The organism is Streptomyces sp. NPDC091272 (assembly GCF_044757485.1).
Classification (GTDB): Bacteria; Actinomycetota; Actinomycetes; order Streptomycetales; family Streptomycetaceae; genus Streptomyces.
Window position 1 is genome coordinate 528810 of record NZ_JBIVVC010000005.1, and the last position, 17728, is coordinate 546537.

General features: G+C 69.8%; 15 protein-coding genes and 1 pseudogene. 6 read left to right on the forward strand and 10 right to left on the reverse strand.

The genetic code is table 11. The features are described from left to right. Positions 1–36: 36 nt before the first annotated feature. The gene (locus tag ACIQM4_RS17935; protein ID WP_401592275.1) at positions 37–705 is read right to left on the reverse strand and encodes a hypothetical protein; all 669 of its coding nucleotides are present in this window, start codon (positions 703–705) and stop codon (positions 37–39) included. Positions 706–1592: 887 nt separating this feature from the next. On the opposite strand from ACIQM4_RS17935, the gene ACIQM4_RS17940 reads away from it, so the two are divergent. Then, complete coding sequence (locus tag ACIQM4_RS17940) at positions 1593–2702, forward strand: Gfo/Idh/MocA family oxidoreductase (protein WP_401592277.1); 1110 nt, start codon at positions 1593–1595, stop codon at positions 2700–2702. 249 nt (positions 2703–2951) lie between these two features. Here the strand turns inward: ACIQM4_RS17940 and ACIQM4_RS17945 are convergent, their stop codons facing one another. From ACIQM4_RS17945 to ACIQM4_RS17970, 6 genes and pseudogenes are all read right to left on the reverse strand, one after another. Next, positions 2952–3818: a fumarylacetoacetate hydrolase family protein gene (locus ACIQM4_RS17945; protein WP_401592279.1), complete on the reverse strand. Its 867-nt coding sequence runs from the start codon at positions 3816–3818 to the stop codon at positions 2952–2954. Positions 3819–4143: 325 nt separating this feature from the next. Continuing rightward, positions 4144–4872 (reverse strand): annotated as a pseudogene (locus tag ACIQM4_RS17950) (YidC/Oxa1 family membrane protein insertase); the annotation flags it as partial. Between the two features lie 168 nt (positions 4873–5040). Continuing rightward, positions 5041–5313 carry a DUF6412 domain-containing protein gene (locus ACIQM4_RS17955; RefSeq protein WP_401592375.1) on the reverse strand — a complete coding sequence of 91 codons (273 nt, stop codon included), beginning with the start codon at positions 5311–5313 and terminating at the stop codon, positions 5041–5043. Positions 5314–5422: 109 nt separating this feature from the next. Further along, a complete protein-coding gene (locus tag ACIQM4_RS17960; RefSeq protein ID WP_401592281.1) occupies positions 5423–6937 on the reverse strand; it encodes a sodium:solute symporter in 1515 nt (504 codons plus the stop codon). Next, positions 6934–7134 carry a DUF3311 domain-containing protein gene (locus ACIQM4_RS17965; protein WP_401592283.1) on the reverse strand — a complete coding sequence of 67 codons (201 nt, stop codon included), beginning with the start codon at positions 7132–7134 and terminating at the stop codon, positions 6934–6936. The genes ACIQM4_RS17960 and ACIQM4_RS17965 overlap by 4 nt, the downstream gene beginning before the upstream one ends. A gap of 369 nt (positions 7135–7503) precedes the next feature. Next, positions 7504–8319 (reverse strand): class E sortase, encoded by an 816-nt coding sequence (locus tag ACIQM4_RS17970; RefSeq protein ID WP_401592285.1) that lies wholly within the window; start codon positions 8317–8319, stop codon positions 7504–7506. A 668-nt stretch (positions 8320–8987) separates the two neighbouring features. Here ACIQM4_RS17970 and ACIQM4_RS17975 point away from each other — a divergent pair. The 4 genes from ACIQM4_RS17975 (at position 8988) to ACIQM4_RS17990 (ending at position 12839) form a co-directional block, all read left to right on the forward strand. Further along, on the forward strand, positions 8988–10022 hold the full coding sequence (locus ACIQM4_RS17975; protein ID WP_401592377.1) for an SEC-C metal-binding domain-containing protein: 1035 nt from the start codon (positions 8988–8990) through the stop codon (positions 10020–10022). Positions 10023–10118: 96 nt separating this feature from the next. After that, a complete protein-coding gene (locus tag ACIQM4_RS17980) occupies positions 10119–10565 on the forward strand; it encodes a very short patch repair endonuclease (RefSeq protein WP_401592287.1) in 447 nt (148 codons plus the stop codon). Positions 10566–10649: 84 nt separating this feature from the next. Further along, positions 10650–11642 (forward strand): DNA cytosine methyltransferase, encoded by a 993-nt coding sequence (locus ACIQM4_RS17985; protein WP_401592289.1) that lies wholly within the window; start codon positions 10650–10652, stop codon positions 11640–11642. A gap of 87 nt (positions 11643–11729) precedes the next feature. Next, positions 11730–12839: a DNA cytosine methyltransferase gene (locus tag ACIQM4_RS17990; RefSeq protein ID WP_401592291.1), complete on the forward strand. Its 1110-nt coding sequence runs from the start codon at positions 11730–11732 to the stop codon at positions 12837–12839. Here ACIQM4_RS17990 and ACIQM4_RS17995 read toward each other — a convergent pair. From ACIQM4_RS17995 to ACIQM4_RS18005, 3 genes are read right to left on the reverse strand one after another with little or no spacing between them, the layout of a single operon-like run. Next, positions 12817–13707, reverse strand: a complete 891-nt coding sequence (locus tag ACIQM4_RS17995) for a DUF6339 family protein (RefSeq protein ID WP_401592293.1) — start codon at positions 13705–13707, stop codon at positions 12817–12819. The two genes, ACIQM4_RS17990 and ACIQM4_RS17995, sit on opposite strands and share 23 nt — an antisense overlap. Next, complete coding sequence (locus tag ACIQM4_RS18000) at positions 13704–14681, reverse strand: hypothetical protein (RefSeq protein ID WP_401592295.1); 978 nt, start codon at positions 14679–14681, stop codon at positions 13704–13706. The genes ACIQM4_RS17995 and ACIQM4_RS18000 overlap by 4 nt, the downstream gene beginning before the upstream one ends. Further along, positions 14678–16795 (reverse strand): helix-turn-helix transcriptional regulator, encoded by a 2118-nt coding sequence (locus ACIQM4_RS18005; RefSeq protein WP_401592379.1) that lies wholly within the window; start codon positions 16793–16795, stop codon positions 14678–14680. The genes ACIQM4_RS18000 and ACIQM4_RS18005 overlap by 4 nt, the downstream gene beginning before the upstream one ends. 503 nt (positions 16796–17298) lie before the next feature. Here ACIQM4_RS18005 and ACIQM4_RS18010 point away from each other — a divergent pair. Then, positions 17299–17664 (forward strand): hypothetical protein, encoded by a 366-nt coding sequence (locus tag ACIQM4_RS18010; protein WP_401592297.1) that lies wholly within the window; start codon positions 17299–17301, stop codon positions 17662–17664. Positions 17665–17728: the final 64 nt, after the last annotated feature.

The window sequence follows — 17728 nt, forward strand, 5'->3', positions numbered from 1 at the left end:
GGTGTACGGGTGACGGTGTGCGGGTACCCAAGCCCGTTACCGCAGCCGGGTCCGCCGCGCGCCCGCCACGAGCGCTCCGCCGCCGAGGACGAGGGCGAGGGCGGCGCCGCCCAGTGCGCGCAAGTGGCCAGGGGGGCCGGTCCGTGCGAGCTCGAACGGGCTGTCGGTCGCGTCGGTGTACGCGTGCCCCCCGGTGGGTGCGTCGGGGTCGAGGGAGAACCGGTAGTCGCCGGACCGGCCGACCCAGTCACCGTCGGCGTTCTTGCGCTGTACGACGGCGGTGGTGGCGACGACGGAGTTGGTACGGGCGGCCCCGCCGAACGCGAGCCGCACCTGCACGCTCACCGTACGGCGGGCCCCGACGGAGAAACCGGGGGTGCCGTCGCCGAAGACACCGATGAGCTCGTCCTCGTCGGTACGGACGAAGGGGACGGGGTGCCAGGAGTCGGCGACCGTGTCGTAGAACTCGGTCCGCACCTCGGCGGCCTGGAGGTTACGGGCCCGGTCGACGAGAACGAGGACGGGGTGGATGTCGTGGCAGGCGATGTCGGTGTCGTTGGTGAGGTCGACGTACCACCGCGCGCTGTCGCCCCCCGGCTGATAACTGCCCGGCCCGCCGTGGATCCGGGTGTCGAGCGGGAATCGCGAGCTGTCCGGATCCCCGCAGGAGGGCTGCTGCTGATCGGCGCGCGGAAGGTCAGCCACGGTCCGGCGGGGGGCGGCGGCCTGCTGGGCGCGGAGATGCCCACCGCTGCCGGACCGGCCGCCGGGCCTGTCCGCCAGGACCGGAGCACCTGGCGCGCCGCACCCGGGGCCCCACGGCGCCGCTCCGGCCCCCGCCGGCGAGGACGCCGGACACCGTTCCCGGACCGGCGGGCCCTCTGCCACGGCGTGGGCTGCCGGAGCGAGCAACGCGGCGGTGAATCCCAGTACAAGCGCACTGCACAGTCGCATGGGGTTGGTCTCTCCAGAGCACGAAGGAAGCACGACCGGGGCCTGTGAGCCGGCACCTGCCGAACCGGAACCTGCCTGACCGAGGCCTGTGAGCAGGCCCGGCACCTGCCCGACCGGGGCTTGGCCTGCCCGACCGGGGCCCGGCCTGCCGGAACCTGCCCGGTCGGAACCCGTTCTTCCGGACCCCGCCCGACCGAAGCCCGGCCCGCCGGCACCCGTACTGCCGGACAACCCGCCCGAGCCAGGACCCTTGCCGGCCCGACACGCACGAACGCCGAAGCACACCCCACGAGGTCCCGCTCCACGGAGAACGCTCCGCGGAGACTCACCCCGCCGGCACACCGCGCTCCCGCGCCCGAGCGATGGTCTCCATGACCTTGCCACGCGGACCGCTCACGGACACCGCGCCACGCCCCGTACAGCCGAACAGCGCATCAAAACCGCCCTATCAGCCTAATTTCGGTAATTCCGACAGGCGGCAGGCGCCCTGGCAGGCCGAGGTCCGACCAGCGTCACCACGGCCCGCGGTGCGACGCACGCCAGGACGGGCGGTCGAGCGGCTCCGACGACCGGGCGCCGGCCACCCCCCGGCCCCCTCTCTTTTGCACTTCCCAAGCCACGTTGTTTAAGTGGAAACCATGACGTCCTCAGCACCCGCGCCCGCGCCTTCCTCCACCCCTGCCGCTCCCTTGCGAGTGGCCCTGATCGGCTACGGCCTGGCGGGTTCGGTTTTTCACGCGCCGATGATCGCGGCGACCGACGGCCTGACCCTGGACACGGTCGTCACCTCGAACCAGGAGCGCAGGCAGCAGGCCCGCGACGAGTTCCCGGAGGTACGTTTCGCGGACTCGCCCGACGACCTGTGGACCCGCGCCGACGAGTTCGACCTGGTGGTCATCGCGTCCCCGAACAAGACGCACGTGGCGCTGGCGAAGGCCGCCCTGAACGCGGGTCTGCCGGTGATCGTGGACAAGCCGCTCGCGGGCACGGCGGCCGAGGCCCGGGAGCTGGCGGCCCTGGCCGCCGAGCGCGGTCTGCTGCTCTCGGTCTTCCAGAACCGCCGCTGGGACAACGACTTCCTCACTCTCCGCGCGCTGCTCGCGGAGGGCGAACTGGGTGACGTACAGCGCTTCGAGTCGCGGTTCGAGCGGTGGCGCCCGCAGCCGAAGGGCGGCTGGCGCGAGTCGGGCGACCCGGCGGAGATCGGCGGTCTCCTCTACGACCTGGGCAGCCACGTGGTCGACCAGGCCCTCACTCTCTTCGGCCCGGTGACGCACGTGTACGCGGAGTCGGACGTACGGCGCCCGGGGGCCGCGGCGGACGACGACACCTTCATCGCGCTCACGCACGCGAACGGGGTCCGCTCGCACCTCTACGTGAGTGCGACGACGGCGCAGCTCGGCCCGCGCTTCCGGGTGCTCGGCTCACGCGCCGGGTACGTCAAGTACGGCCTGGACCCCCAGGAGGCGGCCCTGCGCGAGGGCAAGCGCCCGTCGTCCGTCGAGGCGTGGGGTGAGGAGCCGAAGGAGATGTGGGGGCACCTGGGCGCGGGCGAGTCCCCGCTGACCGGTGGCGGCACCCCGGTCCCGACGCTGCCCGGCGACTACCCGGCCTACTACGCGGCGATCAACGAAGCCCTCCGCGACCACACGGACCCGCCGGTCACGGCCCTGGAGGCGGCAGCGGCACTCACGGTCCTGGAGGCGGCCCGGAAATCCGCGGAAACCTCCACCACCGTCCAGCTCTGACTTCCCGGCCCCGCCGGTAGCCCCTCCCTCCGCGGGGGGGGGCAGGACCCCGTAGCCCCTCCCCTCGCGGGGAAGGGCTACGGGGGCGGCGGCGGCTCTCGTCGGAAAGGCCTCGGCCGGCTTACGGGGACGGGGGCGGCTCTGCCCGAGAGGCCTCGGCCAGCTGCTGCGGGGCGAGCCGGCTTGCCGGGGCGGCCTCGGTGCTCCCCCAGGTGCCCGCTACACCCCTACGCCCTACGCCCTACGCCCCTACGCCCCCTTCAACTCCTGCCGCTGCCTGCCCAGCCCCTCCACCTCAAGCTCCACCACGTCTCCCGCCCGCAGGTAGGGCTTCGGCTCCGGCTGTCCCATCGCCACACCGGCCGGCGTCCCGGTGTTGATGACATCGCCCGGGTACAGCGTCATGAACTGCGACACGTACCGGACGACCTCCCCGATCCCGAAGATCTGGTCGCCGGTGGAGCCTTCCTGCTTCAGCTCGCCGTTCACCCACAGCCGCAGGCCGAGCGCCTGCGGGTCCGGTACCTCGTCGGCCGTCACCAGCCAGGGCCCCAGCGGATTGAACGTGTCGCAGTTCTTCCCCTTGTCCCAGGTTCCGCCGCGTTCGATCTGCCATTCCCGCTCGGACACGTCGTGCGAGGTCGCGTACCCGGCCACGCACGCGAGCCCCTCCTCCGCACTGTCCAGGTACCGGGCGGTCCGCCCGATCACGACCGCGATCTCGACCTCCCAGTCGGTCTTCACGCTCTTCCTGGGCACCAGCACGGTGTCGTGGGGGCCGACCACCGTGTCCGGATTCTTCAGGAACAAGATCGGCTCGTCCGGGATCGGCGCCCCGACCTCCCTCGCGTGATCGTGGTAGTTCAGGCCGATACACACGATCTTGCCGATCCGCCCCAGCGGCGGCCCGATCCGCAGCCCCGCACTGTCCAGCGCGGGCAGCGTCCCGGCCCGCACCGCCGCCCGGATCCGCTCCAGGGCGTCAGGGTCGGAGAGCAGGGCCCCGTCGATGTCGTTCACGACACCCGACAGGTCCCGTACGGTCGCCCCGTCGCCCTCGCCTTCGAGCAGCGCCGGACGTTCCGAACCGGCAGTTCCCACACGCAGCAGCTTCATACCGACTGATCTCCTCGTGGTCGAGGTCGCGCCCAACCCGGCCGCTGCTGAAAAACTGCCGCGGCCCGGCCACCGGAGAATTGTTCGATCCTCCAAGGTCGGCGCCCTCTCCGCAAGCCCGCGTTCACTGCGTGGACCGACGCCGGGCCCGTGGACCCGCTCCGACCTGCGCTTCAGCGGGGCCGACGGGGGTCGTGGTCGCGGGTCCTGCGGGGGACGTGGTCGCGGGTCCTGCGGGGGCTACTGCCGTGGGACCGGCAGGGGCCACGGCCTTGCGACCGGCGGGGGCCACGGCCTTGGGCCCTGCGGGGGTAACGGCCTTCTTCTCCCTGTGCAGCCAGGCCCGTTCCGCCACGGTCCACGCCGTGGTGGTGGCCATGTAGAGCCCGGCGGCCAGCGGCAGCACCATCGCCGAGACCAGCGTCCCGAACGAAAGCAACGGCATCCACTTCACGAGCCCGGCGCCCGTCCCCGCCCCGGCACCCTCGCCCAGCCCGCCCGGCAGCTGCGGCAGCTCGGAACCGGCGGCGTTCTTCCGCGCCCGCAGGAACGACCAGGTGGCCACCCCTGCCATCACGACGAACAGGCCCACGTACACGAGCCCTTGCGCCCCGAAGAACCCCCCGTGCGCCAGGGCGTCGGTCCACCGCGAACCCAGCGGCGCGGCGAACAGCCGGTGTCCGAGAAGTTCGTTGGCCTCGCCCCCGACCTTCGCCGAGGAGAACACCCGGTACATCACGAAGAAGACCGGCAGCTGTACCAGTGTGGGCAGAATTCCGGAGAACGGGGAAACTCCTTCCTTCGAATGCAGTGCCAGGATTTCCTTCTGCATGCGCTCGGGGTTCTTCGCGTACTTCTTCCGTACGGCGGCCACGCGCGGAGCGATCTCGCGCCGCGCCTTCTCGCCCCGTACGGCGGCCCTGGCGAGCGGATGGAAGGCAATGCGTACCAACATCGTAAAGACAACAATGGCGGCGGCAGTCGCGGAAACGGCGAACACCGGCTCCAGAAGGGCAGCGAGCCATTCGACAACAGAAGCGAACACGGAATACACGGAAGAGCCCTCCGAGGGTCTCGTCGTACCGAGGAGAAAAACGACATCGGTATGACGACCCGAAAGGGGAAACGCACGCCCTGAGCCGACGCTCTACAGCATCGGCTCTCTGCAGCACCGACAACATCGACTCTCTACAGCATCGGCGTCAGCTGCTGCGCCGGTCCCCTACGCGGCCGTCGGAGACAGCCGGCCTGGGGCTCGCGGCCGGGGCCTGCCGGAGGCGTCGGGGTCCCGCTGGGCCAGGAAGGCGGTACGCCGTTCCCGGTCGCGGATGGTGGTCCGTACCCGCGTACGGGGAACGGTCGGTACCGTACGCCCGGCGATCAGCGCGCAGGCGATGAGTGCGGCACCGGCGGTGGCGGTGGCGGCGAGCGCGACGGCGCCCGCGAAGCCGAAGCCGCCGAGGTCGAAGAGGACCTGGGCAAGCAGGAAGAACATCAGCAGTGCGTAACGCGCCCGCCCGGCGTTCCTGATCACACCCGTCCCTCCCGACTCTCTCCTTGGCCCCCCGGCACCAGCCGGTACGGCCTCCACCACTCAACTCGCGTCAGCTTGCCACGGATTCCTCGCCCTTGACCAGTGGACCCGGCCGGGGATCACGGGCCAGGACCTCCGCGTCGGGCCGCTCGTCGCGTTCACGCGGTCCACTGAAGGAGACGACGAGTGCGACGAGAAGGTTGAGCGCGAGCGCAACAATTCCCGCGTTCATGCCCCAGACCGGATCGTGCCCGCTGAACACCAGCGCGCACACGGCCCCCACCCCCACCACGAGCCCGCTCAGCGCACCCGCCAGGGTCAGCTTCCGCCACAGCAGCCCCAGCAGGAGCATGGGCAGCAGCTGGGCCATGCCTTCGTACGAGATCAGCGACAGCCGTACGAGGGTGTTCGGCGCGGTGTACGTGAGGACGAGCGCGAGCGCCCCGGCGACGACGACCACCACCTGGGAGGCCAGCTTCTCCCGCCCTCGCCATCTCGGTACGAGCCCGAGGACGCTGCGGCCCCACATGGTTCCGATGACCAGCATGAACACGGCCATCGGCACGATCGACGACAGCGCGGCGGCGACCCCGACGACACCCACCACCCAGGCCGGCAACGAGTCGACGACCAGCTTGAAGAGCGCCAGGTTCGAGTCCGCGCCGACGAGACCCGGCACCACGAACAGCGCGGCGATCCCCAGCAGCATCGGAATGAACAGCAGCACGTTGTAGGCGGGCAGCCAGATCGCGTTGCGGCGCAGTCCGTCCGCCGAGCGCGCCCCGAGATAACCGGCCACGGTGGTGGGAAAGATGACCACCGTCAGCGAATTGAGGAAGGAAGTGGTGATGAACCAGATCTGCCCGAATCCGCTCTCCCCGTGCCCGGGAAAGGTCAGCCACTCCGCCTTCTCGGTCACGACCCGGTCGAGAAAAGGCTCGTATCCGCCGAAGTAATGCACAGGCACGTACACGGCGAGGAAACCGAGCGTGAGAATCACCATGGCGTCCTTCAGGACGGACACCCAGGCACTGCCGCGGAGCCCGCTCACCACCACGAATCCGACGGTCACTGCGAAGCCGATGAAATAGGCCCAGTTGAGGCTGATGGCACCGTAGGAAATGGTGGAGACGACCACGCCCATCCCGGTAATCTGCAACTGGATGTAGGGCAACAGGAAGACCGAGGCGAGGACGGCGACGACCGCGCCCAGCCATTTCTTCCCGTACCGGTGGGCCACCATGTCGGTGATGCCCACCAGCGAGTGCCGGCGCGCGTAGGCCCACAGCATCGGCCCGACGACGTACCCCACCGCGTAGCCGCAGGACATGTAGGCGACGACGTAGAGCACAGGGGCCCCGTAGTTGTAGCCCCACCCCGCGGCGCCGAGATAACTGAAACTCGTGTATCCCTCACCGGCCATCAGCACCCAGATGAAGACGGCCCCCAGGCTCCGCCCACCCACGGACCACTCGGCCAGCCCCCCGCCGCCACCCCCGCGCCCGCGCATGGCGAGCAGCCCGAGCCCCACGGTCCCCACCATGAAGACGCCGAAGATGGACGTGGCCACCACTGCGGAACTCATCGCCGGTGATCCCCCCGCCAGGTCAGCCACACCGCGACGGGTGTGAGCAGGGTGGCCCCGAACAACCACAGGAACAGGAACGGCAGCCCCCACACGACGGGGTGCACCCGGTTCACCAGGGGCAGCACCCCCAGGTAGAGCACATAGGGCACGAGCAGCCACAACAACTGAGGCCGCCGGCGCAGCACACGGGACACACGCGGTGCACGGCCTGCACCAGCTGCACGGCCTGCACCCGCTGCAATGCCTGCACCGGATGCACCGGCTGCTCTGAGCGCGTCGGACTCGCGCGAACCGGGCGAGGTACCGGCGTCGTGCGACGAGCGGGAGGAACTCGGAAGATCACTGGACACGCCCGAGACCCTAAGGCCTCACCGAACGAGGAACCTCCACACGTCCCCGACCCGCCGAGAGGAGTCACGGGGCCGGGCGAGGGACATCTCGGCGTCCAGGAACCGCACTCGGAGGGTTCCGGGGGGCGTGCTTGCACACCTGCCGGGGCCACGTGACCCGCTCCGCTCAGTCCCTGCCGAACCCACCCCTCGCGGCGCCCCGCCACCCCCGCTTCAACGGGGCTTCATCCGCGCCAACTTCGCCCAGACCACGAGCCGGTACCTGGAGGTGAACTCCGGGGTGCAGGTGGTGAGGGTGAGGTAGTACCCCGGCTCGCGGTACCCGTATCCCGGCTTGACCGCACTCCGCGGCACGCTCCCGATGACCGAAACGTCCCGGGCGGACGTCTGCGGCACACCGCCGCTCACCACGTACGTGTAGACAGCGCCCCGAGTCTCGACCACGACCTCGTCACCCACCCCGAGCCGGTTGATGTAGCGAAACGGCTCGCCGTGCGTGTTCCGGTGCCCGGCCAGCGCGAAGTTCCCGGCCTGCCCAGGCTGGGCGGTCCCCGGGTAGTGGCCCACGTACCCCTTGTCCAGCACTCCGCGCTTGCCGACGCCTTGGGCCACGGGCGCCACGACCCCCACCTTCGGAATCCGGATCACCGCGTAGGCCTGATCCCACCGCGGCGGCCCCACGCGCTGCGCAGCGCCCCCGTTCCGCCCCCCGCTTCCACTGACACCGCTCCCACCGTCCGCACGGCCGCCCGCTCCGTCCGCACCAGAACTGCCGGACGACCCTCCCCCCTCTCCGTCCCCGGCGACCCCACCTGCCGAGGCAGCCCCACCCCCCGAGCCCCCACCCACTCCGCCGACCCCGTCCTCCCCCACCCCCATATCCGCATCCACGTCCACATCCCCACCGTCGCCCGACGCACCCGCCGCCCCCGCGCCCTCCCACTCCCGAACCAGGTCCCGAACCGTCTGCTCGGCACCGCTCCTGGCCTCCCGGTTCGTCCACCACACCTGATGCATGACCAACAGCATCAGCAGCACCCCGCAGGTAACGAAGACCTCACCCCCCACCCACAGCCCCCGGGCAACCCCACCCCGCCGACCGGGCACCCACCGTGACCCCCCTGGCCCCCCTGTCCGCTCCGCCCGCCCAGGCGCCCACCGCACACCTGGCTGCCGGCGCACCCGTGCGATCGGCCACCGCAGCCCGAGTCTCTGCCCACGCCCCCGCGCGATCGGCCACCGCAGCCCGAGTCTCTGCCCACGCCCCCGCGCGAGCGACCACCGCCAGGTGCCGAGACCGCGACCCCACACCCGTAACACCACCACGCCCCGATCCCCCCGCTCGACCTCGCACACCGCACACCGCACACCGGACACCTGGCGAGTGCCGCCACCCAACAAGGCGCGCAAGATAAGCCTTTCCCCCACAACTCACCACCCCCGGGACGGGCCACGACGCCGCTCAGCAAGCAGGCGGCCAGCCGGCCCGCCGCCCGACATCTCGGCCGGGCCACACAACGCTCCCCGCCCGAAGTTCCCGCCTCACCCCACCGGGGAACGCTCACCCCATGCGCAACCCCAACCCGGCCCCCGCCCGGGCCTTCTCCGCGACCGCCGGCCCCGGCTCCACGCCCGCGCCGAACCCGGACCCGAATCTCCCTCTCGCCCGCGGCCCGTACAGCAGTACGGTGTCCCACATGCGCCCCGACACGCCTTCGCCCGCCGACCACACCGCCGAAGCCGAGCGACTGCTGCGCACCGCGGCGCAGTACCCGCAGGACCAGGAGCCGCTCCTTCTCCAGGCCGCGGCCCACCTCGAACTCTCCGGGGACCGGTCCCGGGCGGCCACGCTCTACGACCGGCTGCTCGCCTCCACCGAACCCGCCCCGGAGAATCCGCTCCTCGTCAAGGCCCTCAAGGCGGCGAACCTCTGGGAGTACGGGCACGAGGCGGAGGCCCGCGCGATCATCGACGGGATCCGCGCGGCGGCTCCCCGTACCCCGGAACCGTGGGACATCATCGCCGAGGCCCTGGAGCAGCACGACGACCTCCAGGCCTCCCACGACTGCTACACCACGGCCCTCACGCTCCTCGTGGACCCCTCCGACGAGATCCCGTACACCACCCAGTCCCTGCTGGCCGGCCGCCACCGGGTACGCAGGATGCTGGGCAAGGCCCACGACAACTGGGACGCCCTCGCGGACCGCACGCACTCGGCGGACCGCACGGACGGGATCACGCTCGACGAGCTGCACGACCCGAAGCGACTCTGGGCCCTGGGCTCCGACAACCCCGCCGAGCTGAAGGCCGAGATCGCGCGGCTGCGTGCGGAGTTGGGCAGCTATCGCACGGCGCTCTCGCGGCCCTTCCCGGTGGCCCTGCTGCGCTGGCCGGCGGACGAGCTCTCCGAACTCCTCGCCACGTACCCGGGCCTCCAGCCCGAGTACGCCTCGCACGAGGCCCACCTCACCCGCATCGAGTCCAGCCTCCGCGAACTGGCCGCCACCGGCACCCCCAACCTCGGTATCGTCACGGGCTCCATCCCCTCCTACGAGGCCTTCGCCGCCTCGGAACGCACCACCCCGGACTCCGTCCCCCTCCTCGCCGAGTACGCCACCACCCTCGCCGCCCGCGGCAAGGCCACCTCCTGGCCCCCGGCCCGCAACGCGGCGTGCTGGTGCGACTCGGGCAACGTGTACCGGGAGTGCCACGGGGTGACGGAACTGGCGTGAGGACCGTCGGCACCGCGCGACGCCGACGCAGCGCGCTCCCCGTACGTACGCCCGATGCGCACCACTCACCGAGACGTACGGGGACCCGCCGGCACAATGCCTTGCGTGCCCGATCCGTTGCCCCGCCCCGTCCCGTCCTCCGCGTCCGTCTCCGCCAGGATGCGCCTCCAAGGCCGCCGCGACACGGCTCCGGAGGTCGCCGTCCGCAAACTCCTCCACGCGGCCGGCCTGCGCTACCGGGTGAACGTCCCCGTCCCGGGAATGCGCCGCCGCACGATCGACATCGTTTTCGGCCCCGCCAAGATCGCCGTCTTCCTGGACGGCTGCTTCTGGCACGGCTGCCCGCAGCACGCGACCCGACCGAGGTCGAACGCCGAGTGGTGGCGCACCAAGCTCGACAAGAACATGGCCAGGGACCGGGAGACGACCGCACACCTGGAGGCGGCGGGGTGGACCGTGCTTCGGTACTGGGAGCACGAGGTGCCGTCCGGAGTTGCCTCCGAGGTCACCGACCTCGTCCTGCGGCGGCGTTCCGGAACTTGATCGAGATTCCGGCCAGGTCCTGGCACTTCCGTCGACATCCATGAACAAGGCACATATCGTCGACGGCACAGTTCGTGGATCTTGATGTTTCGGGGGATTCCTGTGCGGAGACTGAAATCTGTCGACGTGTGCTCCGGCGGTGGGGGACTTGCCCTGGGGTTGGAGCGGGCGGGCTTCGACCCGGTCCTCCTGCTCGACAAGCGGCAGGTCACCTGCGACACCCTGAAGCTCAACAGGCCCGCCTGGAACGTCCTGACCATGGAACTCCGGAAGGAGTTCGATCCGTCGGAGCACCAGGAGACCTACGACGTCGATCTGCTCTCCGCCGGACTGCCAAGGGTGAAATCTCCCGCCACCGTGGCACGCAGGGAAACAGGCGAGGAGTTGCTTCTGCTGGAAGCCACCGTCCTCCTTGCCCACGCCATCCAGCCCCGTGCCCTGCTGATCGAGAACGTTCCCGGGCTGGTCGGAGCCCCTGAATTCGCCGACGTACGCGAATTCATCCACAAGGAACTGAGACATCTTGGGTACGGGTTCAAGTGGTTCGTGGTGAATGCTGCCGATTTCGGGGTGCCCCAGGATCGCAAACAGGGTGTTCTGGTCGCGCTGCAAGATCGGTACATCAAGGCTTTTCGTGAGCCGAGCCCCACGGTGACACGCCACGTCTCCGCAGGCGAAGCCCTTCGTGAGTCGATGTCGGCACGAGGTTGGGAAGGAGCGGACGCGTGGGCCGACCAGGCGGACCGTGTCGCTCCGACCCTGGTCGGCGGCTCGTACGAACGCGGCGGCCCCGACCTCGGGCCGACGGGCACCAAGAAGGCCTGGGCACGCATGGGGATCAACGGTTCCGCTCTCAGCAACGAGGTTCCGGGGCCCGGCGGAATCCAGGAGTCGGACGGATCCGGGTCTCCGTGCAAGAAGCTCACCGTGGCCCAGACCGCCATCCTGCAGTCCTTTCCGGCCGACTGGGACTTCGCCGGCGGTAAGACGAAGGGCTACCGACAGATCGGTAACGCCTCACCGCCGCCCGTCGGCGAGGCGCTGGGTAGGGCCATCGCCGAGGCGTTGAGCTCCTGAGTCCCGGGCAGACCCCGCACCGGCGTACTGTGCGACCGCATCACCTCGGCAATTCTGATCTTCAACCGCCGGCTACACTTCCATCCCATGACCGCCCCCACCTCCCACGAGTCACGTGCAGATCAATTTCGGATTGTCGATCTCTTCGCCGGTCCGGGCGGGCTGGACGTGGCTGCGCGCTACCTGGGTGTGCCCGTGGAAGTGGGCATCGAATGGGACAAGGACGCCTGCGAGACGCGTCTGGCCGAGAACCTCCCCACCAGGCACGGTGACGTGCGCGACTTCGGACCTGCGGACTTCCCGGAGGCGAACGTCCTTGCGGGGGGGCCGCCGTGTCAGACCTACACGGTCGCCGGTTCGGGTTCCGGACGTCGCGCGTTGGACGACGTGATCGATCTCGCCAAGCGCATGGCCGCCGGCGAGGACGTCCGCGCCCGCATGGACGAGTTGGAGGACGAGCGGACCGGACTCGTGCTGGAGCCGTTGCGTTGGGCGCTCGCCGCACTGGCGGCGGAAAAGCCGTACGAGGCGATCGTGCTGGAACAGGTACCGGCTGTGCTGCCCGTATGGAGAGTCGTTCAAGAGGTCCTTGAGGCCAAGGACTACCTCGTGACTGAACCGACCGTCCTGTTCACGGAGGAGTTCGGCGTACCGCAGACCCGGCGCCGCGCCATCCTCATCGCTCGCTGGAACGGCGAGAACGCCCGTTGGGGCGAAGCGGCGGAGCTGCCCGAGCACACGCACCAGCGGTACCGAAAAGGCGTGGACCCGGAGAAGAGGAACGCCCACGACCCGTGGGTTGCCATGGGCGACGTACTCGATCGTCCGAAGCCGTTCGAGGTGGTGTCCAACTACGGCACAGGCGGCGACCCCAAGGCCCGGGGCAGACGCGCCTCCGACCTCCCGGCCGCCACCGTCACCGGCAAGATCTCCCGCAACCGGGTGGTGGGAGCGGGTTCGACCGAGTCGCGCTTCACCAACGCCGAAGCGGGGCAGTTGCAGACCTTCCCCGCCGGCTACAGGTGGAGCGGCAACGGCATTCCTCAGCAGATCGGCAACGCCATCCCGCCCCGCCTCGGCATCCACGTGCTGACTGCGGCACTGGGCCTCGGCAAGAAGGCCAGGAACGAGGCCGTCGCCGCCCTGGAGGCCGACGCGATCACCAACCCCGACGTCAATCCTCTGCTCCGCCCTTGACCTTCCCCCGCACCCTCGCATCCATGAAGAGCTCCTCGAAGTGGTCGACGAGCGTCTTCACGGAATCCTCCGGGACGGGCCCGTCGTCGGGTCCGTCCGGCAGGGTGCGGCTGGAGACGTGAGGGGCCGCTTCGCCTTCCCCTATCCATTCCTCCAGGGCGCCGCCGTCCCAAACGTGGTCCGCCGCGATCACGTCGTACATCAAGGTGCTCGCCGCCGAATTCGCCACCGTGGCAAGGGCGTTCACCTCGCGGCCCGTGCGCGCCGTCCCCCTCTCCACCAGCCGGACGAGGGCCTGGGCAGTGGGGCGGTGGTCGATGATGTCGAGGCGCAGGACCGTGTTGAGGACGTCCTGGTTCCCGCAGGCCACCTGTACGGGCTTGTAGTCGGCTCCGTCCCGGAAGAGTTCGGCCGCCCACCAGAGCCGCGAGAAGGCCTGGGTGTAGTGGGCACCCCGGAACCGGTCGGCGGCGACCGTCGGCGGACTGCCGTTCTTTCCCTTGCCGGGGAGGTGCCGCCAGACGACGTAGTCGGGCGCGACGGACAACGCGATGAAGTTCCACAGTCGCGCGTCGGCCGCCTCCCTGCGGGTCAACCGCAGCACGGCGTGGAGCCGGGGTGCCAACCAGGCGTCAGCCTTGGTGGGGGTGTCGTCGCGGTGGACGTACATCGCGTCGTCGATCAAGGCGCGCAACGGGTCCACCAGAAGCCTGGCACTGTCGACCGGGAACGGCTCCGAGGCCTTGCCGAGGGCGATCAGCGGCGGGTCCTCCTTGCCGGACAGGACTCCCGTGCTGAGGTTCTTCGCAGCGTTCGCGTCCGACAGCAGCGCCAGACGGTGCGGCATGGGGTCGGGCTTCGCGGTCATGCCTTGCTCTCCTTCTGGGACGCTTCCAGGACACGGATCGCGGTGCTGAGGTTCCTGGCGACCTTGGCCCGACGGGTGGCCGCGTAGTTGATCCGCGGCTGGAGCTCGTTCCACCCGGAGGACTCCGTGCGGCGCGCGTGGATCTCCCGGAGCGCGTCGGCCCCGGACTGATCGGGGAGAACGTCCGCGAGCATGCTGCGCAGTACCGCGTCCCGCCAGCCCCCGGGCCACTGGGGAGTCCCCTCGGCGTCGATCTCGAGATCGCTGACGGCCGCGTGGAAGACGGCCGTCCACACATCGGTCGCGATCTGAGCCGCGAGCATGTCGCGAACCGCCCTCTCCGTCGGGCTGCCCCCGGAGTTGAGGAGATCGGAGATCCCGTCGAAACCTGTGTTCAGGTAGACGGTCGGCAGGTCGCTCGATGTCTCGATGAACCAGGCGGAGTCCTTCACCGGCTGGAGCCACGCGTACGGCCCGTCCCGGAAGTCGACCTCCTCGACCTGAAGTTCCTTGCGCCGGAGAGGGGTTCGCGCAGTGAGGTCGACCAGCCAGTCGTCCTCCGAGCGCCCGACGATTCGCCCGGCCACCCCGCCGACGGTGGCGACCACCAGGACGGAGAGTTCGGCCTGACTGCGGTAGGCGGAACGCCAGAAGCGGAGCTGCCCCACCCACTGCGACCCGTCGTTCACGCTCCTTCGGAGCAGTGCCGTGGTACGGGAGTTGGTGGACTTCTCGGTCAGCACGGCAAGGACCGCGACGTCCGACCACGGTCCGTTGGCCAGCTCCTGCTCCGGCAGTCTCGCCGACAGGCTCAACCTCGCCGATTCCCAGTCCTCCCTCTCCACCTGGTGGAGGGCGACCACACGCTCCTGGGTCGAGAAGACCGTGATGTCGAGGTCCGCCCGGTCCTGCCGGACCGCGGTCACGCGGAAGGAGACCTCACCGGCCAGTGTCTTGTACGGAAAGACCCTCATGCGGAAACCCCCCTCTCCTTCTGCAGTTCGACGACCAGTCCGGCCAGCTCCGCGCGGACCGGATGGGTGGACACGTCCGTGGTGCCACTGAAGGTGGCCGACCTGGCCCCGGCACCGAAGTGCAGGACTCCGTCCACGACCCGGCAGTTCTCCAACGCGGCGATCCGCGCCCATCCGACGGAGGGCCTGCCTCCGGACCGTACGTCGAACTTGGCGACCGGTGTCATCACCCAGGGGTCCTGTCGGGCAGGCAGCTTGACCTCGACGGTGACCTGCCAGGCCCCTGCGGGATCGACCTCCGCGTCCAGGTCACGGATGGTCGGGTGGCCGCTGGTCCTGGCGCCCCCGGCCGGCCCCCCGTCGAGCTTCAGGAGGTCGCGCAGTGCCTTGGGGCCTTCCTGGTTCTGTTCCTTGCGCCGTCCCACGAGTTCCTTGACCGCGGCATTCGCCGCCTTGGTGAAGTCGGTGATGCGCCGATAGGCGGTCGGCGAGTAGCTGGCCCAGAGCTCTTCCGTCCGGCCCCACTTGTTGTGCTCGGGCGGCTCGGACGCACGCAGGAACGTCTCGGCCCGGTCCGCGTACTCGTCGGTCGTCCCCGCCGCGTGACCTGCGAGCAGCACTGCCTGGAAGTAGGTCGTGCCGAGCGGGAGGTCCGGCACCCTGGCCGTCTTGACCGTCATCCGGCTGCCCCGCATGCTCACCAGCTGATTGGGCTTGCCCCGATCACCGTCCTCGGCCGCCGTGACCAGCAGAACCGCCTGGTGTTCCACCGTTCCCCTCTTGCCGCCGGGGGCGGGCACCTTGAGCGGTACCCGTGCGAGTGCGACCTGGCCGGCTTCGGTGAGACGCTCGACCGTGGTGCCGTCGAGGTAGGCCTTGAGCGCACGTGTCCGGGACGGTTGCGCCCGCTGCGGATCGACGCGTTGTTCCTTGACGACCACCTGGTTGTTCCGTAGGGCCTGTACGGACGCTTCGAGCAGGGGGGCGGCTGTCTCCCCTGACGTCATCGCGGCCCAGAAGTTCTCGGCGAGCGCGTCGACCAGCTTCTCGTGCATCGCCTGCACGGTCTCCTCGCCGTCGTCCTCCTCGTCGGCCGACGCGTCGTTGAAGATGCTCGCCACGTCGTGGGCGCCGACGATCAGGAAGGACGTTCCGGGTTCCGTTCCCTCCCTGGTGAGGTGGAGCCGTGCGGTCGTCTCCTCGTCGGCCCACCAGGATCGAGCCACGTCCTTGTTGTTCCCGGGAGCGGTGTCCGGTTCACCGAGCCAGGCGGGTCCTGCGTACGACTTCCCGTCGACCTCGCGCCAGGGCAGGTCGAGGCGTCCGACGAGTCGTCGTTCGGTCCGTCCCTCGTGGGGCACGGACAGAGTGGAGTTGATCAGCACCATGCCGAGGCGGCTGGTGGCCCAGAGGGTGGCCTTGCCCAGGCCGTAGGAACCGCCCGCGCTGTCGTCGGACTTCCGGCTGTCGAGCTGGCGGCGTACCACCGCGGCGAACCGGCCGTCCTCGTAGTCGTCACCGGTGAGGCCGGAGGCGTTGTAGTCGTCGACCCTCAGAAGAATGAGCCGGTCGCGCTCGTTCATCTCCTTGAGGCCCTCGGCGACGACGCGACCCACCTTCTGGTCCTGGGCGGCGGCGACCTCGTAGTGCGGGTAGAGGTCGTTCCATCCGATGGCCTCGCGGAAGTTCGCGAGCGTCTCGCCGGTCAGTTCGTGCAGGGTGTAGCGGACGCGGACGGGCTTGGTGCGGTCGAGACGCTCGTCGAGGCTGTTCTGGGTCGCCTCGCGGGCCAATGTCTCCACGTCGGCCTCGAAGGCGAAGGCCGCGGCGTTGCCGAAGTCCCGGCCGCCGTCGGCATAGGCCGGCCGGTGGTACCAGGAGATCGGCCGGGTGGGAGCGGCGTCCTCCGTGCGCGTGTGGACGGTCCCGGGATCCGTGCCGATCGCGAGCGCGATCGCCCGCATCGTCTCCTCCCGGGGAGCGGCCCGGCCCGTGATCCAGGCTGAGACCGCTGCCCTGGTCACCCCGACCTCGGCCGCCAGTTCCGCCTGGTTCTTGCCCATCCGCCGCAACTGCCGCGCGAGCCAGGGTCCGAATTCTTCCCCAACGTCCAACGCCACCACCCCGTCCTCTTCGTTCCTGCTCAGCCATGCTACCAGGCGTTTTTGACAAGCGACCGATGTCAACGAACGTTGTACAACCGCTCCCGCGCCCCACTCCGGTTGTTCGCAGCAATCCTGGAAACGGAATTCCACATTCCACTAGAGTCGCCCTCACCTCGGGATCAAAAGCCCCTGGGACGCGAGGGGTTGGTGTGCTAGTTTCCTTCCAGCCGGAGCAGCACTCGGCGCCACGACGGAAACCCCGGAGTGGGGCTTTTTCGGCATGCCTGGAATCCCTTTACGAAAGGGATCGGCAGAAACGTTTCCCTCACCCCAGGGCGCGCTTCATCCCGCTCTGCAACCCGTGTCAGAAAACACCTGTTACAGGGTCGCTCCTCCACGCCCAAAAGTCCTGAAGATCAATTCTCGCGCCACCTCTTTCGTCGAGAAGACTTTCTCCCGGATCTTTCTGGTTGCACCATTGTTTCCCGATCCGGAAGAAATGAGAAAGCGCCGTGGACCACGACCCCGACGACCTGAACCACATGCGGTGGATCGTCGAGCATTACGAAGACCTTCAGGAGGACGACCCGTACCTGGCCTCCGAGTTCCTGGAGCAGCTCGGCAGCACCCGCGACGTCGTCCTGCGGTACAAGCGGCTCATCGCCGCCGCCGAGAAGAAGAAGCAGACCTCTTCGCCCGAACCCTCCCCCACCAGCCGTGCCCGCCGTTCCGCCCGTCGCGACCGCGGACGGCCGCGGAGTTCCGGCCGTCGCTCCGCCGTGGCGCCCCCCGGGCACCCGGGCATCCGTAGGACGCCCGTGCGTCGGCGGGGTCGCCGGATCGTCATCACGATCCGCATCGTCATCGATCTTCCGTAATCCCCTGCCCCTGTCAGACCTCGCGTCTACCGTTCATTCGTAACGAGCGCCGGCCGTGTGTTCC

What these genes read in the sequence shown, in the direction of transcription:
- ACIQM4_RS17940 (WP_401592277.1), top strand. Translation starts at nt 1,593, where the DNA reads ATGACGTCCTCAGCACCCGCGCCCGCGCCTTCCTCCACCCCTGCCGCT.
- ACIQM4_RS17945 (WP_401592279.1), bottom strand. Translation starts at nt 3,818, where the DNA reads ATGAAGCTGCTGCGTGTGGGAACTGCCGGTTCGGAACGTCCGGCGCTG.
- ACIQM4_RS17955 (WP_401592375.1), bottom strand. Translation starts at nt 5,313, where the DNA reads ATGTTCTTCCTGCTTGCCCAGGTCCTCTTCGACCTCGGCGGCTTCGGC.
- ACIQM4_RS17960 (WP_401592281.1), bottom strand. Translation starts at nt 6,937, where the DNA reads ATGAGTTCCGCAGTGGTGGCCACGTCCATCTTCGGCGTCTTCATGGTG.
- ACIQM4_RS17970 (WP_401592285.1), bottom strand. Translation starts at nt 8,319, where the DNA reads ATGCTGTTGGTCATGCATCAGGTGTGGTGGACGAACCGGGAGGCCAGG.
- ACIQM4_RS17975 (WP_401592377.1), top strand. Translation starts at nt 8,988, where the DNA reads ATGCGCCCCGACACGCCTTCGCCCGCCGACCACACCGCCGAAGCCGAG.
- ACIQM4_RS17980 (WP_401592287.1), top strand. Translation starts at nt 10,119, where the DNA reads ATGCCTTGCGTGCCCGATCCGTTGCCCCGCCCCGTCCCGTCCTCCGCG.
- ACIQM4_RS17985 (WP_401592289.1), top strand. Translation starts at nt 10,650, where the DNA reads ATGTTTCGGGGGATTCCTGTGCGGAGACTGAAATCTGTCGACGTGTGC.
- ACIQM4_RS17990 (WP_401592291.1), top strand. Translation starts at nt 11,730, where the DNA reads ATGACCGCCCCCACCTCCCACGAGTCACGTGCAGATCAATTTCGGATT.
- ACIQM4_RS17995 (WP_401592293.1), bottom strand. Translation starts at nt 13,707, where the DNA reads ATGACCGCGAAGCCCGACCCCATGCCGCACCGTCTGGCGCTGCTGTCG.
- ACIQM4_RS18000 (WP_401592295.1), bottom strand. Translation starts at nt 14,681, where the DNA reads ATGAGGGTCTTTCCGTACAAGACACTGGCCGGTGAGGTCTCCTTCCGC.